14 protein-coding genes are annotated in these 16,347 nt (G+C 64.1%); 4 read left to right on the top strand and 10 right to left on the bottom strand.

All coding sequences use genetic code 11. From position 1 onward, the window contains the following. Positions 1-155: 155 nt before the first annotated feature. Positions 156-2,576 (bottom strand): TonB-dependent receptor, encoded by a 2,421-nt coding sequence (locus GQY20_RS22685; RefSeq protein WP_157219438.1) that lies wholly within the window; start codon positions 2,574-2,576, stop codon positions 156-158. Positions 2,577-3,088: 512 nt separating this feature from the next. After that, a complete protein-coding gene (locus GQY20_RS22680; RefSeq protein ID WP_198351130.1) occupies positions 3,089-3,271 on the bottom strand; it encodes a hypothetical protein in 183 nt (60 codons plus the stop codon). Positions 3,272-4,233: 962 nt separating this feature from the next. On the opposite strand from GQY20_RS22680, the gene GQY20_RS22675 reads away from it, so the two are divergent. Then, positions 4,234-5,664, top strand: coding sequence for an aromatic ring-hydroxylating oxygenase subunit alpha (locus tag GQY20_RS22675; protein WP_157219436.1), 1,431 nt, complete (start codon positions 4,234-4,236; stop codon positions 5,662-5,664). A gap of 63 nt (positions 5,665-5,727) precedes the next feature. Here GQY20_RS22675 and GQY20_RS22670 read toward each other — a convergent pair whose 3' ends face one another. Further along, positions 5,728-7,290 (bottom strand): AMP-binding protein, encoded by a 1,563-nt coding sequence (locus tag GQY20_RS22670; RefSeq protein ID WP_157219435.1) that lies wholly within the window; start codon positions 7,288-7,290, stop codon positions 5,728-5,730. Positions 7,291-7,418: 128 nt separating this feature from the next. Here GQY20_RS22670 and GQY20_RS22665 point away from each other — a divergent pair, with 128 nt between their 5' ends. Both GQY20_RS22665 and GQY20_RS22660 read left to right on the top strand, forming a co-directional pair. After that, a complete protein-coding gene (locus GQY20_RS22665) occupies positions 7,419-7,937 on the top strand; it encodes a MaoC/PaaZ C-terminal domain-containing protein (RefSeq protein WP_232476201.1) in 519 nt (172 codons plus the stop codon). Positions 7,938-8,011: 74 nt separating this feature from the next. Then, positions 8,012-9,109, top strand: a complete 1,098-nt coding sequence (locus GQY20_RS22660; protein ID WP_232476200.1) for a zinc-binding dehydrogenase — start codon at positions 8,012-8,014, stop codon at positions 9,107-9,109. A 34-nt stretch (positions 9,110-9,143) separates the two neighbouring features. On the opposite strand, the gene GQY20_RS22655 is transcribed toward GQY20_RS22660, so the two are convergent. Genes GQY20_RS22655 through GQY20_RS22645 form a run of 3 tightly spaced genes read right to left on the bottom strand, consistent with a single transcriptional unit; the run spans position 9,144 to position 11,118 of the window. Continuing rightward, a complete protein-coding gene (locus tag GQY20_RS22655) occupies positions 9,144-10,145 on the bottom strand; it encodes a zinc-dependent alcohol dehydrogenase family protein (protein ID WP_157219434.1) in 1,002 nt (333 codons plus the stop codon). A gap of 20 nt (positions 10,146-10,165) precedes the next feature. Further along, on the bottom strand, positions 10,166-10,969 hold the full coding sequence (locus GQY20_RS22650; RefSeq protein WP_157219433.1) for an SDR family NAD(P)-dependent oxidoreductase: 804 nt from the start codon (positions 10,967-10,969) through the stop codon (positions 10,166-10,168). After that, positions 10,966-11,118 carry a hypothetical protein gene (locus GQY20_RS22645; RefSeq protein WP_157219432.1) on the bottom strand — a complete coding sequence of 51 codons (153 nt, stop codon included), beginning with the start codon at positions 11,116-11,118 and terminating at the stop codon, positions 10,966-10,968. The genes GQY20_RS22650 and GQY20_RS22645 overlap by 4 nt, the downstream gene beginning before the upstream one ends. 195 nt (positions 11,119-11,313) lie before the next feature. Between GQY20_RS22645 and GQY20_RS22640 the strand changes: the two genes are divergently transcribed. After that, on the top strand, positions 11,314-12,471 hold the full coding sequence (locus GQY20_RS22640; protein ID WP_157219431.1) for an aminoglycoside phosphotransferase family protein: 1,158 nt from the start codon (positions 11,314-11,316) through the stop codon (positions 12,469-12,471). Positions 12,472-12,513: 42 nt separating this feature from the next. Here the strand turns inward: GQY20_RS22640 and GQY20_RS22635 are convergent, their stop codons facing one another. The 4 genes from GQY20_RS22635 to GQY20_RS22620 all read right to left on the bottom strand — a co-directional run bounded on the left by GQY20_RS22635 (position 12,514) and on the right by GQY20_RS22620 (position 16,335). Continuing rightward, on the bottom strand, positions 12,514-13,419 hold the full coding sequence (locus GQY20_RS22635) for a helix-turn-helix transcriptional regulator (RefSeq protein ID WP_157219430.1): 906 nt from the start codon (positions 13,417-13,419) through the stop codon (positions 12,514-12,516). 118 nt (positions 13,420-13,537) lie between these two features. Continuing rightward, complete coding sequence (locus GQY20_RS22630; protein ID WP_157219429.1) at positions 13,538-14,683, bottom strand: epoxide hydrolase family protein; 1,146 nt, start codon at positions 14,681-14,683, stop codon at positions 13,538-13,540. 169 nt (positions 14,684-14,852) lie between these two features. Beyond that, positions 14,853-16,115: a cytochrome P450 gene (locus GQY20_RS22625; RefSeq protein WP_157219428.1), complete on the bottom strand. Its 1,263-nt coding sequence runs from the start codon at positions 16,113-16,115 to the stop codon at positions 14,853-14,855. Positions 16,116-16,140: 25 nt separating this feature from the next. After that, positions 16,141-16,335 carry a ferredoxin gene (locus GQY20_RS22620; protein ID WP_157219427.1) on the bottom strand — a complete coding sequence of 65 codons (195 nt, stop codon included), beginning with the start codon at positions 16,333-16,335 and terminating at the stop codon, positions 16,141-16,143. Between the last annotated feature and the right edge of the window lie 12 nt (positions 16,336-16,347).

Below are 16,347 nucleotides of genomic sequence, written 5' to 3'. Positions count from 1 at the left end.
GCCAGTCCAGCGCCCGTGCATTGACTCTCGAAATCAAAGCCGCGGGTCTTTATCATCAAGCCGCACCACGTGCTGGGACTAAACACATAGGGTGATAGAACAGGGCCGTCGCGAGGGTGGCGGCAGCCCCTTAGTTTTGGTGGGTATGTTTCCGATCAGAAATCCGCCTTCAGCTCGATCCCGTACATACGCGGCCGGCCCGGCGCCGCCGCGCTTTCACCGAGAGAGGCACCCTGCGAAAGGCCACCAACATAATAGGCCTTGTTCGTCAGATTGGTGGCAAAGACGCCCGCCGAAATGCCCGATCCGGCTATCTTGGTCCAGTCGAGACGCATGTTCACCAATGCATAGCCGGGAAGTCTGGTGCCGGGCGTTATGCTGCCATCATTGTTGCTGAAATACTGGCCGGTCTGGGCGTAGACCTCGCCGCGTAGCTTGAGCTCGCCTGCGGCGTCGGGGACCGGCAGGTGGATCACCCCGTAGACGGTGCCGGCCCATTTCGGTGTATCCGCATAGGGATTGAACACGAAGAGATTGCCGAAAATCGACGCGCGATTCTTGGTGTACTTTGCATCGGTCAACGCGAGATTGCCGCCAAGTTCGATCCAGTTGGCCGGCTGAATGCCAGCATCAACTTCAAATCCCTTGATCTGCGCCTCGGGCACGTTGATGGTCACGGCGATGGAGTGAGGGCCGTTGCCGTCGCCAAAGTCGACGATTGGAAATTCGGCGCGCTGTACGTTCTTGACCCACTCCTTGTAAGCCGCCACGTTGAAGTGGGCTCGACTGCCGACCACGTCACCATGCCACTTGATACCGAGTTCGACATCCTTTGCAGTTTCGGGGTTGAACAGTGCGCCGCCGCCCGAAGCAGTAAAAGGGCGCATCGGCGCGACGCCGTTGACGCCGCCGCTGCGCCAGCTGCCACGAGTGACGGCGTAGAGCAGCAGGTTCGAGTTCGGCTTGTAATCGAGCCCGACGGTCCAACTCGGCTTGTTGCCCTTCTGCGTCAGAGAATTGACCGTGCCGGGAACGTTGAATCCGTTACTATCCGGCAACTGGTTAAGGATAATTTTTTCCCAAGTGTAGCGGAAGCCACCCGTAAGGCTCAATCCCGTCAGGCCAGCTCCACCCAAGTCGTAGGTAATTTGACTGTATAAGGCCTTCGATTCGTCCTTTGTCTGGAAACTAGCCGCGAATCCGACGGAAGGCGGGAAGACAGGCGTCAGATCGAAATAGGTCTGTGGCCAGTGGGTCAGAGACTTACTGTGGTAGTAAAAAGCGCCAAAGATGTAATCCAGATTGCCATTCAGCGCCTTACCTTGAAGCTGCAATTCATCCGAAAATGCCTCGGTTTTTTCCAGATTACCATAATCATTATCAGCAGGATTGCATGTACATTGAACGAAGTAAGGTGCTCCCTGCTCGCTAATATTGTAGTGCGAACGCGATCTAGTCCATCCAAAAATATTTTTAACGGTCATATGGTCGGCAACATCGATGGCTGTGGTATTGACCAGATAATGATTTGTGCCATGAAAGAACATCTTGCCATGCTGGTCGGTTACGTCGACTGCCCAGGGACCTAGCTGTTTCTGCCTTGCAACGACGGCTGCATAACCGCCCGGATTGGCGCCGGGGTGAGCGGCCAGGTAAGCATTCCAGGCTCCAGGACCGGCGACGAGGTCGAGCAAGGGACTGTAAAGGAACGCGGCGCTGGTTGCCAGCGGCAAGCCGGTGACGGCATCAGTCGATCCTGGCAGGTTAACCGACCACGGAACCACAGAAGTCGAATTCCCACCGGTGCGCGTGTATTCAACAACGGTCGTATTGGTGATGTTCTCGGTCGGTTTCAGCAGCAGCGAAATACGACCGCTGCCACGGTCGGTCTTGCCGAGGCGCGGATTGAGGTTGTGACCGTCGTTGAACACATTACGCTGATAGCCGTCACGAAATGTATAGTTGCCGGCGAGACGCAGAAGCACCTGGTCATCCACCAGAACAATGTTTGCCATAGCCTTGGCATCCAGATAATTATAGTTGCCATAGGACAAGCTGACGCTGCCGAGATTGTCATTGACCGGCCTCGCCGTCGTGGCGAGTACAGCACCACCGGTCGAATTGCGGCCAAACAAAGTACCCTGCGGCCCCTTGAGCGCCTGGATGGAACCGAGATCGTAGAAGTTCGATGCGGCGTTGCCGTTGGCCTGCACTTCGTTGATATAGGGAACAACAGCCAGCGCCGATCCGGTGAAGGCGTCGATGGTCTGGCCACGGATCGAGTAGGCGATTTGATTGGACCCCTCGGTCTCGCGGATGGTGAGGCCCGGTACGACGCGCTGCAGGTCCGATTCCGACCGGATCATGCGGTTGGCAATCGCTTCCTGACCGAACGCGACAATGGCGACGGGGACTGACTGAATGTCTTCTTCCTTGCGCCGCGCCGTCACTAGGATTTCGTCACTTCCGCGTACGGCAGCCGCGGTGTTCGGATCCTGTGCCTGTGCCCGGCCGGGTTGCACACTGATCATTGCAATGCCGGATAGCAGCAAGAGCCGGAATTGGGGCCTGTTCATGGTCGATTTCCTCCCTCCCAAATTTGATGTTGACGGTGCTTCCGCTTATCTGAGCAGCGTCGAGGCAACGCATCTTTTGGCCCTATGATAGAGCAGAAGCGGGGGGTTATGTTGCCTTTGAAGGATACCGACCTTGACTTCACTTCGTTGGAGCTCGTGCTATTGGTTAAAATCCGTGGTGCGGACTACCCGGGGGGCGCTATCTCGCTGCTACGTGGAGCGATCTCCTGCACCTATCCGTGAGCAATAGCATTGTCGGCTCATCTTGGCCGAATTCTGAATCGAAAACGCCGGCGTGCAATTCCACGTCGCCTTGGCGGTGCCGATGAGACGTTGTTACCTCTGGCAAACCCCACACTGCGCCTTCCAGACGAATGGACGCCCCCGTGGCCATGACATCGCCGTCGGCTGTCGCCGTGGCCTCGGAGCCAAAGCTTGGGCGGCCCTTGTGCACGTTGCATGCATCGCTAGTGGTGGATTTATCGGTGGTGATGTCCGTTCGGGACCGCTGATTAAGAGAGCTGCTGATATTCGCCGGAAGAGGCGGACAGCTTCTCCCCCAGTTCGGCCAGAATTTCCTCGCTATGCTCGCCCGCTTCGGGTGCCGGGCTGGACACCGGTCTCCAGCCCGGCGATGACGATCGGATCCGCAGCCAGCCGATCGGGCCCTCCTTCTCAACGAGCACTCGCTTCACATCCTTTCCCAGTATCGTTGCGGTTGTCATGTTGGAGCCACCGGGAGCTAGCACTATCTTTGTAGATCGATGATGGTTGTCGTGTTGAATAATCTACGATAATGAGGACACCAAGTTGGTGGTTGGCCTGCTGATCATCCGGGATCACCGGTCATTGGAGTCGCGTAGTTGGCAACTATATCTTCGCTTAAGCTAATTTGTGGATGATAGCCCGCCATAGACGTCAACATCCGCCTCCGTAATGAACGATACTCTGTCCGATACCATGAACTCCACGACATGGCGTCAACAGCGGCTCGATCGCATCAACCAACTTGGCCATGCCCTCCGCGTTTGTCGTGACGATGGACTGCCATCCGGCCAGAGCCGGCGAGAAGGCGGGGGCGCATCGCAGCGCGGACCCGTAAGAGCACGCCCTGCCGCGTCGCGCAGCAATGCGATCGGCACAGGTTCCGTCACTATAAGCCTGGTATGGCGGTAAGCACGTTCGGCCACACCCTCGCGCCACACTTGTCCCCAGCTGCATTCGGCGCTCGGGACTTCTATCACGGTCAATTTGACACTCATCCGAGGACAAATCGCAGCTTCCCGCCGTTCGAGCCGCGATGGTAGATTTTGCTCACGAGCGAGGAGAGGCGCTCAGGCGGCAACCCACGGCCATGCGTGAGCGGCCGGCCGAATTGCACCATGGTCCGCAGGAACTGAAATGATCAATCCAAGGCCGCCATCACGACGGGCATCGGCGCGCCACTTACTGTCGACAGGGTCATGGTCGACGCTCCGGGCGAAGCCGAATGTTAGTCGAGATCGAGGCCACCGGGCTCGGCGCCGCGATCATCAATGAAAGTCTCGATGTGATGAAGTGCAGCGAAGGGATCCCGATGGTCGCAACCCTCTGAGACCTCGCCGATCCGTCTCGATATATCCTCTAATGCTCACGTGCTGAGCCCAAGGAAGACAGAATGAACGACGTTCCCCTCGACATCACCAAATATGGCAACAGGAGCTATGTCCGCGCCGTGCTCGGTACACAGTTCGAGGACATGCCCGACTATGTCGGCTATCTCGAACGCGCCGGCGAGAAGATCCCCGAGACTGCGGCAGCGCGCGGCACCCATCAGCCCGACGGTCGGCCGCTCGCCTATAAATATTATCTCGACCCGAAATATGTCCCCGAAGAGGTCGAGAAGATCTGGAAGAAGAGCTGGCAGGTCGCCTGCCGCGGCGAGGACATCCCGAATGTGGGCGACCGCGTCGCCTATGATGTCGGCCCCCTCTCCTTCCTGATCGTCCGCGCCACTGAAACGACGTTCAAGGCCTTCTGGAACAGCTGCCGCCACCGCGCCCGGCGCCTGTGCGGCGACGAGCCCGAGTCCGGCGACGTGATCCAGTGCCCCTTCCACGCCTGGAGCTACTCCCTCGACGGCAAGCTGAGCTGGGTGCCGCGGCAGGAGGAGTTCCCCAACCTCGCCGCCGGCGTCGGCCTGCGCCCGGTGCTGTGCGACAGCTGGGGCGGCAACGTTTTCATCAATCCGGATCTCAACGCCGCACCGCTCGCGGATGCCCTCGGCATCATGCCGCAGCACTTTCTCGATTGCCCGCAGGAGGATCGCTACACCGCGATCCGCATCAAGAAGAAGGTGCGGATTAACTGGAAGTCCGGCCTCGAGGCGTTTCTCGAGGGTTATCATGTGCTCACCACCCATCCGTCGGGCATGCCGATCTTCGGATCGACCTATACGCAAACCGACTGCTGGGATGACGGCACCGCCGCGGTTAGCCGGCTGATCACGCCCGCGCTGGTTCCCGACGGCTGGGTGAAGGACGAGGTGTCGCCTCGCCTGGCGCTGGAGCTGTTCTGCAACACCTATGGGCTGCCGGCGCCGCCCGAGGGTCGGGGCGAGACCGTCGCCGATGCACGCGATTATGCCGCGGTGAAGACCGCCGAGCGCTATTTCGAGGCGACCGGCGTCGACTTCCGCGACCGCTCGATCTCCTACCTCGTCGACATGCACCAATGGTTCTCGTTCCCGGCTTTCTTCCCCTGGTGGGGCGAAGGCCTGCCTTGGTGGTATAATTTCACGCCGATCGACAACAGCCCGGACGAATGCATCATGGAGATCCGCCTGCTGCAGCCCAATCCGGTCGAGGGTGCTCCGCCGCCGGTCGCCAGGACGGTGTGGATCGACTTCGACGAGAAGGGCCGCGACTATCCCGAGACCGGCCAGGTCGGCTACATCATGGACGAGGACATGGAGAATATGGAGGAAGTCCATAGGGGGATGAAGGCGACCGATCCCCTGGTGGCCCGTCCGATCCTGGCGACCCATCAAGAAATCCGGATCAAGCATTTCCACGAGGCCTATATCCGGGCGATGGGGATCAAGGACTGAGGCAGTAAAGACCGTGACGGCGGGCTTGGCCACGGCCTGCCCGCAAGCCTGCCGTCATGGCGATCAGATCAGCGAGGCATCCGGCCAGTAATGGCGGCGAAGCTCCCGCTTGAGCAGCTTGCCCGCCTCGCTCCGCGGCAGCACGTCGACGAAGTCCACGCTGCGCGGGCATTTGCAGGCGCTGAGCCGCGCACGGCAATAGCCGATCAGCTCGGCGGCGAACGCCTTCTCGTCGGCAAGAGGAATCGCCGGAACGACCACGGCCTTCACCGCCTCGCCCATGTCGGGATGCGGGACGCCGATCACCGCGACGTCCGCTACGCCGGGATGCCCCTCGAGCAGCTGCTCGGCCTCGCGGGGATAGATGTTGACGCCGCCCGCGATGATCATGTGGCTCTCGCGGTCGGTAAGGAAGAGATAGCCGTCCGCGTCGCAATAGCCGATATCGCCGAGCGAGGCGAAGCCGTCGACATCGAAGACGAGATCGCCCACCGCCGCACCATGATAGCGCGGCCGCCGGCCATTGCTCATCAGGACGCGGCCGCTGATGCCGGGCGGCTGCGGCCGGCCGGCCTCGTCGACGATCCGCACACGGGTGCCGGCGGCGGGGCGCCCGACCGTGCCCGGCCGCGCCAGCCATTCGGCCGAGCCGACGAAGCAATGGCCGATCGATTCGGTGCCGCTGTACATCTCGTCCAGCACCGGACCCCACCAGTCGATCATCGCGCGCTTCACGCCCGGCGGACAGGGCGCACCGGCGTGGATCGCATGGCGCATCGTCGCGACCTCCGCGCCCTCGCGGACATCCGCCGGGAGGTCGAGCAGACGACGGAACATCGTCGGCACGAAGAAGCCATGGGTGGCGCGATGACGCCCGATCGCCGCCAGCAGGCACTGCGGATCGAAGCGGCCAAAACCGACGACGCAACCGCCGCAGCGCTGCACCACCATCATCAGGCGCAGCGGCGCGGCGTGATACCAGGGACCGGGATCGAGGAAGACGCTGGCGCGATCGATCTTCCAGATGTCGCGCATGATGCCGAAGCGCGGCGGCGGCAGCTCCGGCGGCACCGGCTCCAGCGCCGTCTCGATCCCCTTGGGCCGGCCCGTGGTGCCCGACGAATAGAGCATCGAGGCACCGCGCCACCGCCCTTCCAGCGGCGCGGGCAGCTGCGCGGCGATGCCCTCCTCATAGGGGGCGAAGGGCGGCTCGGCGCCGTCGATCATCAGCAGCGCCGGCACGGGATCGAGCAGCGCCACGACGGCGTGCGCCAGCGGCGCGGTCGCGGCGCTCGCGATCAGCAGCCGGGCGCCGGCATCGCGCACGATATAGGCTGCGTCGGCCGCGTTCAGATGCGTGCTGACCGCGACATAGCGCAGGCCGCTATTCTTCGCCGCCCAGACCAGCTCGGGAAAGCGGATCTGATTCTCGACGAGGATGGCGATGGTGTCGCCCGCGACAATGCCGAGCGCCGTATAGAGCCGCGCCGCACGATCCGCACGCTCGACCAGCGCGCCATAGCTCAGCATCTCGCCGCTATCGTCCATCACCAGCGCGATACGTCCGGGATCGACCGCCGCTACGAGGCGGGGATGATGATGATGGAGGATCGTCGCTGCGTCCATGGCCGGGCTCCGCTTGGCATCGAAACCGCTCCGCACGCAACCGGGCTGCGCCGCCGGCCAATCCGCACTTCGCGCTCGGACACGGGCGGCGCCGCGCGCCGCGCTATGCGCGTACGAGGAGACCGCCCTTGACCGCACACGCCGATGAATCGGGCTTCGATGCCCCTCCTGCCCTGAGCTTCGATGCGATCGCGCCTGGCAGCCGCTTTCGGATCGGCGCCGTCACCGTCTCGCGCGAGGCGGTGATCGCCTTCGCGTCGGAATGGGATCCGCAGCCTTTCCATCTGTCCGACCAAGGCGGAGCCGCCAATCCGCTGTTTGGCCGGCTCGCCGCCAGCGGCTGGCACACCGTGCTGCTGATGCAGCTGGAGGTGGACCGCTTCATGCGCGGCACCGGGCTCATCGGCCTCGCCGGCGGCGGCGTCGACGAGATACGTTGGATCCGGCCGGTCTTCCCGCCGGAGCGACTAACCATCTTCGTCGAATTCGCCGCGGCACGGGCATCGCGCTCGCGGCCCGAGCGCGGCATCCTCACCTTGCGCAACGACGCCTATGACCGCGCAGGCGGGCATGTCGCGCGGGTGTCGATCACTGCCTTTTTCGCGCGCAAAGGGGCGAATGCCGCATCAGCGGATCGCATCGCGTAACGCAGGGCGGCTTGAGACGGGGTGCCGCGCATCTAGACTCCCGATAAACGGAAGACGATGGGATGGGAGCGCGCGTGAGCATCAGGACCAAGGCCGCCGTCGCCTATGGCGCCAATGAGCGGATGATCGTCGAGGAGGTCGCGCTCGACCCGCCCGGCGAGGGCGAGGTGCTGGTCGAGCTCAAGGCCGCGGGCCTCTGCCACACTGATCTCGGCGCATGGGAGGGGCATAGCCCGATCTGCTCGGTTTTTCCCGTCGTGCTGGGCCACGAGGGCGCGGGCATCGTGCTCGATATCGGGCCCGGCGTGACCGACCTCAAGCCCGGCGACCATGTCCTCACCTTCGCGCCGGAATGCGGCACCTGCGGCGCCTGCCAGTCGCACAAGGGCAATTTCTGCGAGGCGGCGATCTCGGGCTACGGCATCGAGCCGTCGATCACCGCGCACGGCCGCCGGATCTGGGCGGGCTATGGCGTCGGCACCTTCGCCGATCACCTCGTCACCACCAGCAGCCGGCTCGCCAGGGTGCGCAGCGACGCACCGTTCGACGAGATCTCCTATCTGAGCTGCGGCGCCACCACCGGGATCGGCGCGGCCTTGTTCGAGGCGAAGGTGGAGACGGGATCGTCGGTGATCGTGTTCGGCCTCGGCGGCATCGGCCTCAACATCATCCAGGGCGCGCGCATGGCGGGCGCGAAGATGATCATCGGGGTCGACATCAATCCGACCAAGGGCGCAATGGCGCTGAAGCTCGGCGCCACCCATTTCGTCGACGCGCGCGACCATGGCGATGCGCTGGTCGGCCACCTCAACGAGCTGACCCACGGCGGCGCCGATTATACCTTCGAGGCGGTCGGCAACATCAAGCTGATGGAGCAGGCGCTCGCCGCCGCGCGCATCGGCTGGGGCCTGTGCACCATCATCGGCGTCGCCCCCAATGGTGAGACCATCGCCGTGCCGCCGTTCGACCTGATCATGGGCCGCAAGCTGCAGGGCACGGCGATGGGCGGCGTGCGCGGCAAGAGCCAGCTGCCCGAGATCGTCGACTGGCTGATGGAAGGCCGCTTCGACCTAAAAAGCCTGATCACCGCGCGCATGCCGCTGGAAGCGATCAACGAAGGCTATGACGGGATGCGCCGGGGCGAGGGGCTGCGGTCGATCATTATGTTTTGATCTCCCCTCCCGCTTGCGGGAAGGGAATCTCGCCCTACCAGGCCAGTGCGATCTTGCCGAACTGTGTGCCCGACGCCTGATGCCGGAAGGCGTCGGCCAGTTCCTCCAGGCCGAAGGTACGGTCGATCACCGGCTTCAGCCCGCTGATCTCAATCGCCCTGAACATCTTTTCCTGATCGGCGCGGCTCGCGACGGTGAGGCCCGTAACCGAGCGGTTGCCGGCGATTGCCATCAGCGAACGATAGGTGATCGGCTGCCGGCTGAGCGCGCCGATCAGCAGCGACCGGCCGCCGAGCCGCAGAGCGGTCAGCGACTGGGTGAGATCGCCGCCCACTACCTCGACCACATAGTCGACTCCACGCCCTCCGGTCAGCGCGGTCACCGCCTTGCCCCACTCCGGCTGCTCGCGATAATTGAGCACATGCGCCGCACCGAGCAAGCGCAGCTTCTCCATCTTCTCCGGCGTGGAAGTCACCGCGACGACATTCGCCCCTGCCATGCGCGCCAGCTGCAGGGCAAACAGCGACACCCCACCGCTGCCCTCGATCAGGATGGTGTCGCCAGGGGCGAGACTCGCCTCGACGAACAGCGCGCGCCATGCGGTGAGGCCTGCACAGGGCAAAGTCGCCGCCTCGACATCGCTTAGATTGGCGGGCGTGCGTGTCAGCGTCTCGGCATCGACCGCGACATATTCGGCCGCGAAGCCGTCGCACTGCTCGCCGCGCATCACCGAAATCTTATCCGGCGTCGGCGGCCCATCGATCCAGCGCGGGAAATAGGTGCCGGTCACCCGATCGCCGACCGCGAAGCGCGTTACGCCTTCGCCCAGTTCGACCACCTCGCCCGCGCCGTCCGACAAAGGAATCCGGCCGGAAGGCGCAGGCATGATGTTGGTGGCGACGAGATAGTCGTGGAAGTTGAGCGAGCTCGCGTGCACGCGCATCAGCACCTCGCCGGGGCCGGCACGCGGCACCTCCCGCTCGACCACGCGGATCGTATCGAGGGAGGATGGCGAGGCGAGTTCGATGCACTTCATGGCTGCGCTCCTGGGTGGGGTCAGACGTCGGTTCGGCGGCGGCCCATCGACTGAAGGCCCGCCTCCGACATCTCGTCGGGAAAGATCTGGCGGCGCAGATGCCCGCCACCATCGACATGGATGGTCTCGCCGGTGATCGAGCGCGCATCGGCGGCGAGCCAGACCACCATTCGGCCAAGCTCTTCGGTCTCCACCGGCGCACCGAGCGGTACCTCCTTGAGGAGGCGATCGAACATGTCCGCGCGTCGCCAGCGGCGTGCCTGCGGTCCTTCGAGGACGCCAGCCTTCAGCGCGTTCACGCGGATGCCGCGCGGTGCATATTCGACCGCAGCGTAGCGCGTGAAGCTGTTGAGCGCTCCTTTCGCGCAGGAATAGGCGACGCTGCCCGGCAGCACGTCGGTCGAGGTGATGCTGGAGAAGAGGGTGATGGAGCCGCCCTCGGTCATGTGCCGCGCGGCGAAACGGGTGAAATGAAAAGGTCCGAAGAAATTGACACGGAACGCCTCGTCGAGCGCGGCCTGCCCGGTCTCGTCGATCGATCCCTGCGCGCCGAGGCCGACCGCCGCGACGGCGATGTCGAGTCGCCCCATCTGCGCCGCCGCACCATCGACGAAGGCCACGACCTGCGCCTCCTCCCCGGCATCGCAGCGGAAAGCGAGGCCGCCAATCTCTTCCGCCAGTGCCTGGACCTTGTCGAGCCGCCGCGCGGCGACGGCGACGCGGGCTCCCTCCTCCGCCAGGATCCGCGCGACAGTCCAGCCCGATCCACCCGGCTGCGACGCTCCGAGGATGATCGCGTTGCGCCCCTGGAGCCTGCCGCTCAAGCCCCTGCCCCCATGCCGCGGTTTATGCCGGTGCGCACGGAGGGCACCATGCCGGCCGGCACGACCTTGTCGATCGTCTCCTGCACGGCGGCGGGAAATGGCGGCATCGGGGCGCAGATGAGCGGGCCGTCCTCATCCTGCTGTGCCATGGCGAAGCGCGCGTCCCCTTCTCTTCGCGGACTGTCTGCGCGGCTTCGACGGACGAAACCATGCCCCGCACAGGCGCGCCGCTTGCCTGCTGCGGCAGCGCCTCCTGCAGGCGCCTATGCGCGCTTGACTCGGGCGGGCGGTGCCGGTCCCCTCGCTTCGGGACAGCTCGCGCTACGACGGAGAGGATACAGAGCATGAATGCAGTTGCCGAAAAGGTGCGCCGCGTTTTCGAAGAGCAGCACGGCCATCTTCAATTGGTCACGCGAGCCGATCAGGTACCGAGCACTTATGAGGCGATCACCGATACATGGCTGACCGACGTGCTGTGCGGCGGCGTACCGGGCGCACGCGTGACCGAATTCGGATTCGATGCGCCCGATGACGGATCGTCGAACCGCCGCCGTATCTTCCTGACCTATAATGAGCCGGGCGAGGCGGCCGGACTGCCCGCCACGGTCTTCTGCAAAGCCGCCGCGAGCCTCGCCACCCGCACGGTGCTGGCGGAATCCGGGACAGCCCAGGCCGAGGCCAATTTCTATCGCAAGGCGCGCCCGCGCCTCGATATTCCCGCACCTGAAACTTATTATGCCGGCTTCGATCCCAAGACCTACGCCTATCTCATCATGATGAAGGATGTCGGCGGCACGGTGACCTTCCCAGACGAACGGCACGAGACCACGCGCGTGCAAGCCGAGAACCAGATCGACACGCTCGCCCGCCTGCATTCGCGTTTCTACGAGAGTCCCGAGCTCGGCACGGAGAGCCTGCCTTTCACCCGCTGGCATGTCTGGTGGAAGGATATGATGGCCGCCTCTCCCGGCTTCGCGCCCTGCTGCGACCAGGCGTTCGGCGAATCCGAGCATATCATGCCCGCGCGCCTGTTCCGTCGGCGCGGGGAAGTGTGGCCGAAGACCTTGCAGTCGGCCGCCAACCATGCCGGCCTGCCGCAAACGCTGATTCACAGCGACGTGCATCTCAAGAACTGGTTCCTGCTGCCGGACAACCGGATGGGCCTGCATGACTGGCAGATCACCACCATCGGCCATTGGAGCCGCGATCTCATCTACACGCTCACCACCGCCCTCACGGTCGAGAATCGCCGCGCTTGGGACCGCGAACTGATCGCGCTCTACCTCGAAAAGATGGCGGAGCGCGGCGTCCCCAAAATCTCGCTGGACGAGGCGCTGCACCATTGCCGCCAGCAGCTGATGACCGCCCTCGCCTTCTGGACGATCACCCTAAGGCCCGCCCCGGAGATGACCGACATGCAGCCCGAGCGGACGACGTGGGAATTCCTCAAGCGCTTCTATGCCGCGATCGACGACCATGACGCGCTGGATGCGTTTGATTGAGGAGGGAGTATAGGCCCCTCCGCGTAAAGGGAGGGGCTTAAGTCAGCAGCGTCCCGCGCCGACCGCGCGGAAGCTCTCCGCGTCCAGCCGCCGCGCATCGTGAAGGCAGGTCGCGCGGCGGCGGCGGAACTGGCCCGGCGTCTCGCCCGTCGCCTGCTGGAAGGCGAAGGAGAAGGCGCTGCAATGGTTGAAGCCGAGCCGGTAGCTGACCACCTTCAGCGGCAGTTCGGCGTCGGACAGCAGAATCTTGGCCCGGCCGATACGCACCCCCTTGATATAGTCCTGAAGGCTCTGGCCGGTGGTGCGCTTGAACAGACGGCGCAGGTGGGTGGGGCTCATGCCGGTTTCGGCGGCGACCTCCACCGGGGACGGCAGGCCGACCTCGAATGAGTCGATGAACTCATAGATATGGCGGAGTTGCGCGGGCCGCAGGCCGCCGGGGCTGTCCGCGCCGCATTCCTGCTGCGCGGTCACATGACGGGCCAGGTCGACGATCAGCATCCGGGTCAGCGCATCGACGATGAGCTGGCTGCCGAAGCTCCGCCGCTCCAACTCTCCGACGAGGCGCAGCAATCCCGCCTCGATCTGGCTGTCATGGAGATCGAGGTCAAGCCGGAAGTCGGCGGCGGTCACGGGCGATCCGCAGTTCCGCAGCATCCGGTTCAAAAGGTCGCCGTCGATGTGGAAGATGGTGGAGCGCATGTCCGCCTCGTCGGCGGTGGCGATACCCGGCAGATCGGTATCGGGCGGGGTGAGGATCAGCCGGCCGACCGAATGCTGCCTGCCGTCGTCGAGGACGCACTGCGCACGGACCGGATGATGGCCGGACACCAGCTTCAAGGTCAGGTCGGCATCATAGTCGCGCAGCTTGTCGCCGGCACGCCAGGCATAGACTGCACGCTGCATCTTGAGTCCGCCGGCGGATTGCTCCGAGATGATCCTGCGCATCGCTCTCCTTCCCGCTTTGACGGCCTTGGCGCCGCTTTCTCTTGCCGGGTATCATAAGCGCGGCGATGGCCGGCGCGAAAGCGCAGTCAGCGCTCAGCCCCTCTCAGAGCGTCTGGGGTCAACGCACCTTGCGGAAACAGGTGCGCAGTTCGTCGACGAACAAGGCCGGCTGCTCCCACGCGGCGAAATGGCCGCCGCGATCCAGCCGGTTATAATGGATCAGATCCGGATAGCGCCGCTCGATCAGCCGCCGCGACGGCTGGAATATCTCCTTGGGAAAGATACTGGCGCCGGTCGGGATCTTCACCGGCTCGAGATCGAAGAAGGCGCTGTCCATGCTCTCCCAATAGAGCCGCGCCGAGGAGGTGCCGGTGCCGGTCAGCCAGTAGAGGGTGATCGCATCGAGCATCTCGTCGCGGGTCAGCGCATTTTCGGGATCGCCGTTGCAATCGGTCCAGGCATAGAGCTTCTCGAAGATCCACGCCGCCTGCGCGGCCGGAGAGTCGGCGAGGCCGTAGCCGAGCGTTTGCGGGCGCGTGGACTGCTGGCGGGCATAGGCGCTCTCGACCATGTTGTAATGCTCCAGCCGCTCCGCCGCGGCCTTTTCCTCCTCGCTCGCCGTGGCCGCATCCTCGGGGTTCGGGAAGGCGAGCGGCATGTTGAGATGGATCGCGGCAAGCCTGTCGGGCGCCATGTGGCCAAGGGCGGTCGTCACCGACGCGCCCCAGTCGCCGCCCTGCGCCACCCAGCGCCCGCCATAGCCGAGCCGCTGCATCAGCTCGATCCACGCCGCGGCGATACTGCGCACGCCCCAGCCGGTGCGCGTCGGCCGGTCGGACAGGCCATAGCCGGGCAGCGAGGGGATGACGAGGTGGAAGGCATCCCCGCGGGTGGCACCGTGCGCGGCGGGATCGGTCAGCGGACCGATTACCTTCAGGAATTCGAGCACCGATCCCGGCCAACCATGGGTGAGCACGAGCGGCAGCGCATTGGGCTCCGGCGAGCGAATATGGAGGAAGTGGATGCCGAGATCCTTGATGACCGTACGGAACTGGCCGAAACCGTTCAGCGCCGCCTCGCAACGCCGCCAGTCATAGCCGTCGCGCCAATAGGCGCACAGCGCGCGCAGCCGCTCCAGCGGCACGCCCTGTGACCAGTCGTCGACCGTCTCGCGATCCGGCCAGCGCGTCGCGGCGAGCCGGGTGCGCAGCGCGTCGAGCTCGGCTTGCGGAACGGCGAGGTGAAACGGCTCGATCGCGCTCATGATTGCGCACTCCTGGGGTGGGCATTGCAAATTGTCCGTCATCTCGACGAAAGTCGGGGATCCATTGACACTACGGTGAAGAAAGAACGCTCCCGTACGCCTCTCCTGCAATCTAGCGCGGATGGATCCCGATTTCCGCCAGGACGACGGGACGTCGAACCAGCATTCCCTACAGCACCAGCCCGGTTTCGATCTTCGGCCCGGGCGTGAAGCTGGTCGGCATGTCGACCCAGCCGTTGATCGTGCCGACGGACGTATAGCGGCGCGCGCGATCGGGATGGGTGCGATAGTCGGGGATGCGGACCATCACGACGTGCATCATCTCCTCGAACATCACGCGCGCCATGAACGAGCCGATGCAGCGATGCATGCCGGCGCCGAAGGCGATGTGACGGTTGGGAAAGCGGGCGATGTCGACGGTCTCGGGATCGGTGAAGACCTCGGGATCGCGGTTCGCCGCGGACCAGGCGAGATAGACGCGATCGCCCTTCTCCATTTTCGCGCCATCCATCTCGACATCGCGCGAGACGTTGCGTGCGAGGCCGTGGATCGGCGTGAAGAAGCGGACGAACTCCTCGCGCGCGACGGGGAGCAACTTCGGTTCCTCCTGCAACCGGCGATAATCCTCCGGATGCTCGTTGAGATAAACGAGCGCGTGCGTGGTCAGCGCGGTCGTCGTGTCGACGCCGCCGGTGATGATATTGTTGCAGAAGGAGAGCATCTCCTCCTCCGTCACAGCACGCCCGTCAATCTTCTCGTGCGCGAAATAAGAAAGAAGATCGTCGCCCAGCGGCTCGGTCTTACGCTGGTGGAAGGTCTCGATGCAGCGCTTGAAGATCCACTGCACGCCCGCGATGACATGCGGATATTCGGGTGCCTCCTTGGGCGTGAATACCATTTCATGCAGCGGATCGGCGAATTCGCGCCATTCCTCGAGCGGCAGGCCCATCAGCTCCATCGTCGTCATCGCCGGCACCGGCCCCGTGAATTCGTTGACGAGATCGATCTCGCCGGTCTCGATCACGCGGTTGAGCAGGCTGTCGGCATATTTGCGCACCTTGGCGCGCCGCGCCTCCGCCGCCTTGGGCGCAAAGCGACGATTGAGGTAGGTGCGGAACATGTTCCAGTCCGGCCGGTCCGATTCCACCGGCAGGCCGCGGGGGATCGGCGTGGCAGGGATGGTGATACCGCCGGTCACCTCGCCGCTATGCGGGTCGAACGTCTTGAAGCTGGAGAAGGTGGCGTCGTCCTGGGCCATGGCGACGACATCCTGGTAGCGCGTCGCGACCCAATAGCCGCCATGCTTCTCCGTCCAGGCGACCGGGCATTTGCCGCGCAGCTCGCGGAACTCTGTCGGCCAGTTGCTCGCATGGGTCCTGGATTCATGATCGAAGTCGACCGGGCACCGCTTGAGGTCTTCCTGACTGTCCATCCTCGTCTCCCTTGCCGCGTCGCGGTCATGCCTCGACCACGATCGCCTGTTCTGGGCATCCCCGCACCGCCTGGTCCACGGCCGCCTCGAGATCGGGCGGCACCGTCTCGCTGGTCACATAGGCATGGCCATCCTCGTCACTGAGCTCGAACATCTCCGGACAAGCCAGCCGGCACATGCCATGGCCGACGCATCGCTCATCCAATATTACGACCTTCATATGCTCGCTCCG

This window comes from Flavisphingomonas formosensis, assembly GCF_009755815.1.
Taxonomy (GTDB): domain Bacteria; phylum Pseudomonadota; class Alphaproteobacteria; order Sphingomonadales; family Sphingomonadaceae; genus Flavisphingomonas; species Flavisphingomonas formosensis.
This window is presented reverse-complemented; position numbering and strand designations above follow the sequence as displayed.

Excerpts from the sequence above, each read along its gene's own strand:
- GQY20_RS22685 (WP_157219438.1), bottom strand. The coding sequence starts at position 2,576 with ATGAACAGGCCCCAATTCCGGCTCTTGCTGCTATCCGGCATTGCAATG.
- GQY20_RS22675 (WP_157219436.1), top strand. The coding sequence starts at position 4,234 with ATGAACGACGTTCCCCTCGACATCACCAAATATGGCAACAGGAGCTAT.
- GQY20_RS22670 (WP_157219435.1), bottom strand. The coding sequence starts at position 7,290 with ATGGACGCAGCGACGATCCTCCATCATCATCATCCCCGCCTCGTAGCG.
- GQY20_RS22655 (WP_157219434.1), bottom strand. The coding sequence starts at position 10,145 with ATGAAGTGCATCGAACTCGCCTCGCCATCCTCCCTCGATACGATCCGC.
- GQY20_RS22645 (WP_157219432.1), bottom strand. The coding sequence starts at position 11,118 with ATGGCACAGCAGGATGAGGACGGCCCGCTCATCTGCGCCCCGATGCCG.
- GQY20_RS22640 (WP_157219431.1), top strand. The coding sequence starts at position 11,314 with ATGAATGCAGTTGCCGAAAAGGTGCGCCGCGTTTTCGAAGAGCAGCAC.
- GQY20_RS22635 (WP_157219430.1), bottom strand. The coding sequence starts at position 13,419 with ATGCGCAGGATCATCTCGGAGCAATCCGCCGGCGGACTCAAGATGCAG.
- GQY20_RS22630 (WP_157219429.1), bottom strand. The coding sequence starts at position 14,683 with ATGAGCGCGATCGAGCCGTTTCACCTCGCCGTTCCGCAAGCCGAGCTC.
- GQY20_RS22625 (WP_157219428.1), bottom strand. The coding sequence starts at position 16,115 with ATGGACAGTCAGGAAGACCTCAAGCGGTGCCCGGTCGACTTCGATCAT.
- GQY20_RS22620 (WP_157219427.1), bottom strand. The coding sequence starts at position 16,335 with ATGAAGGTCGTAATATTGGATGAGCGATGCGTCGGCCATGGCATGTGC.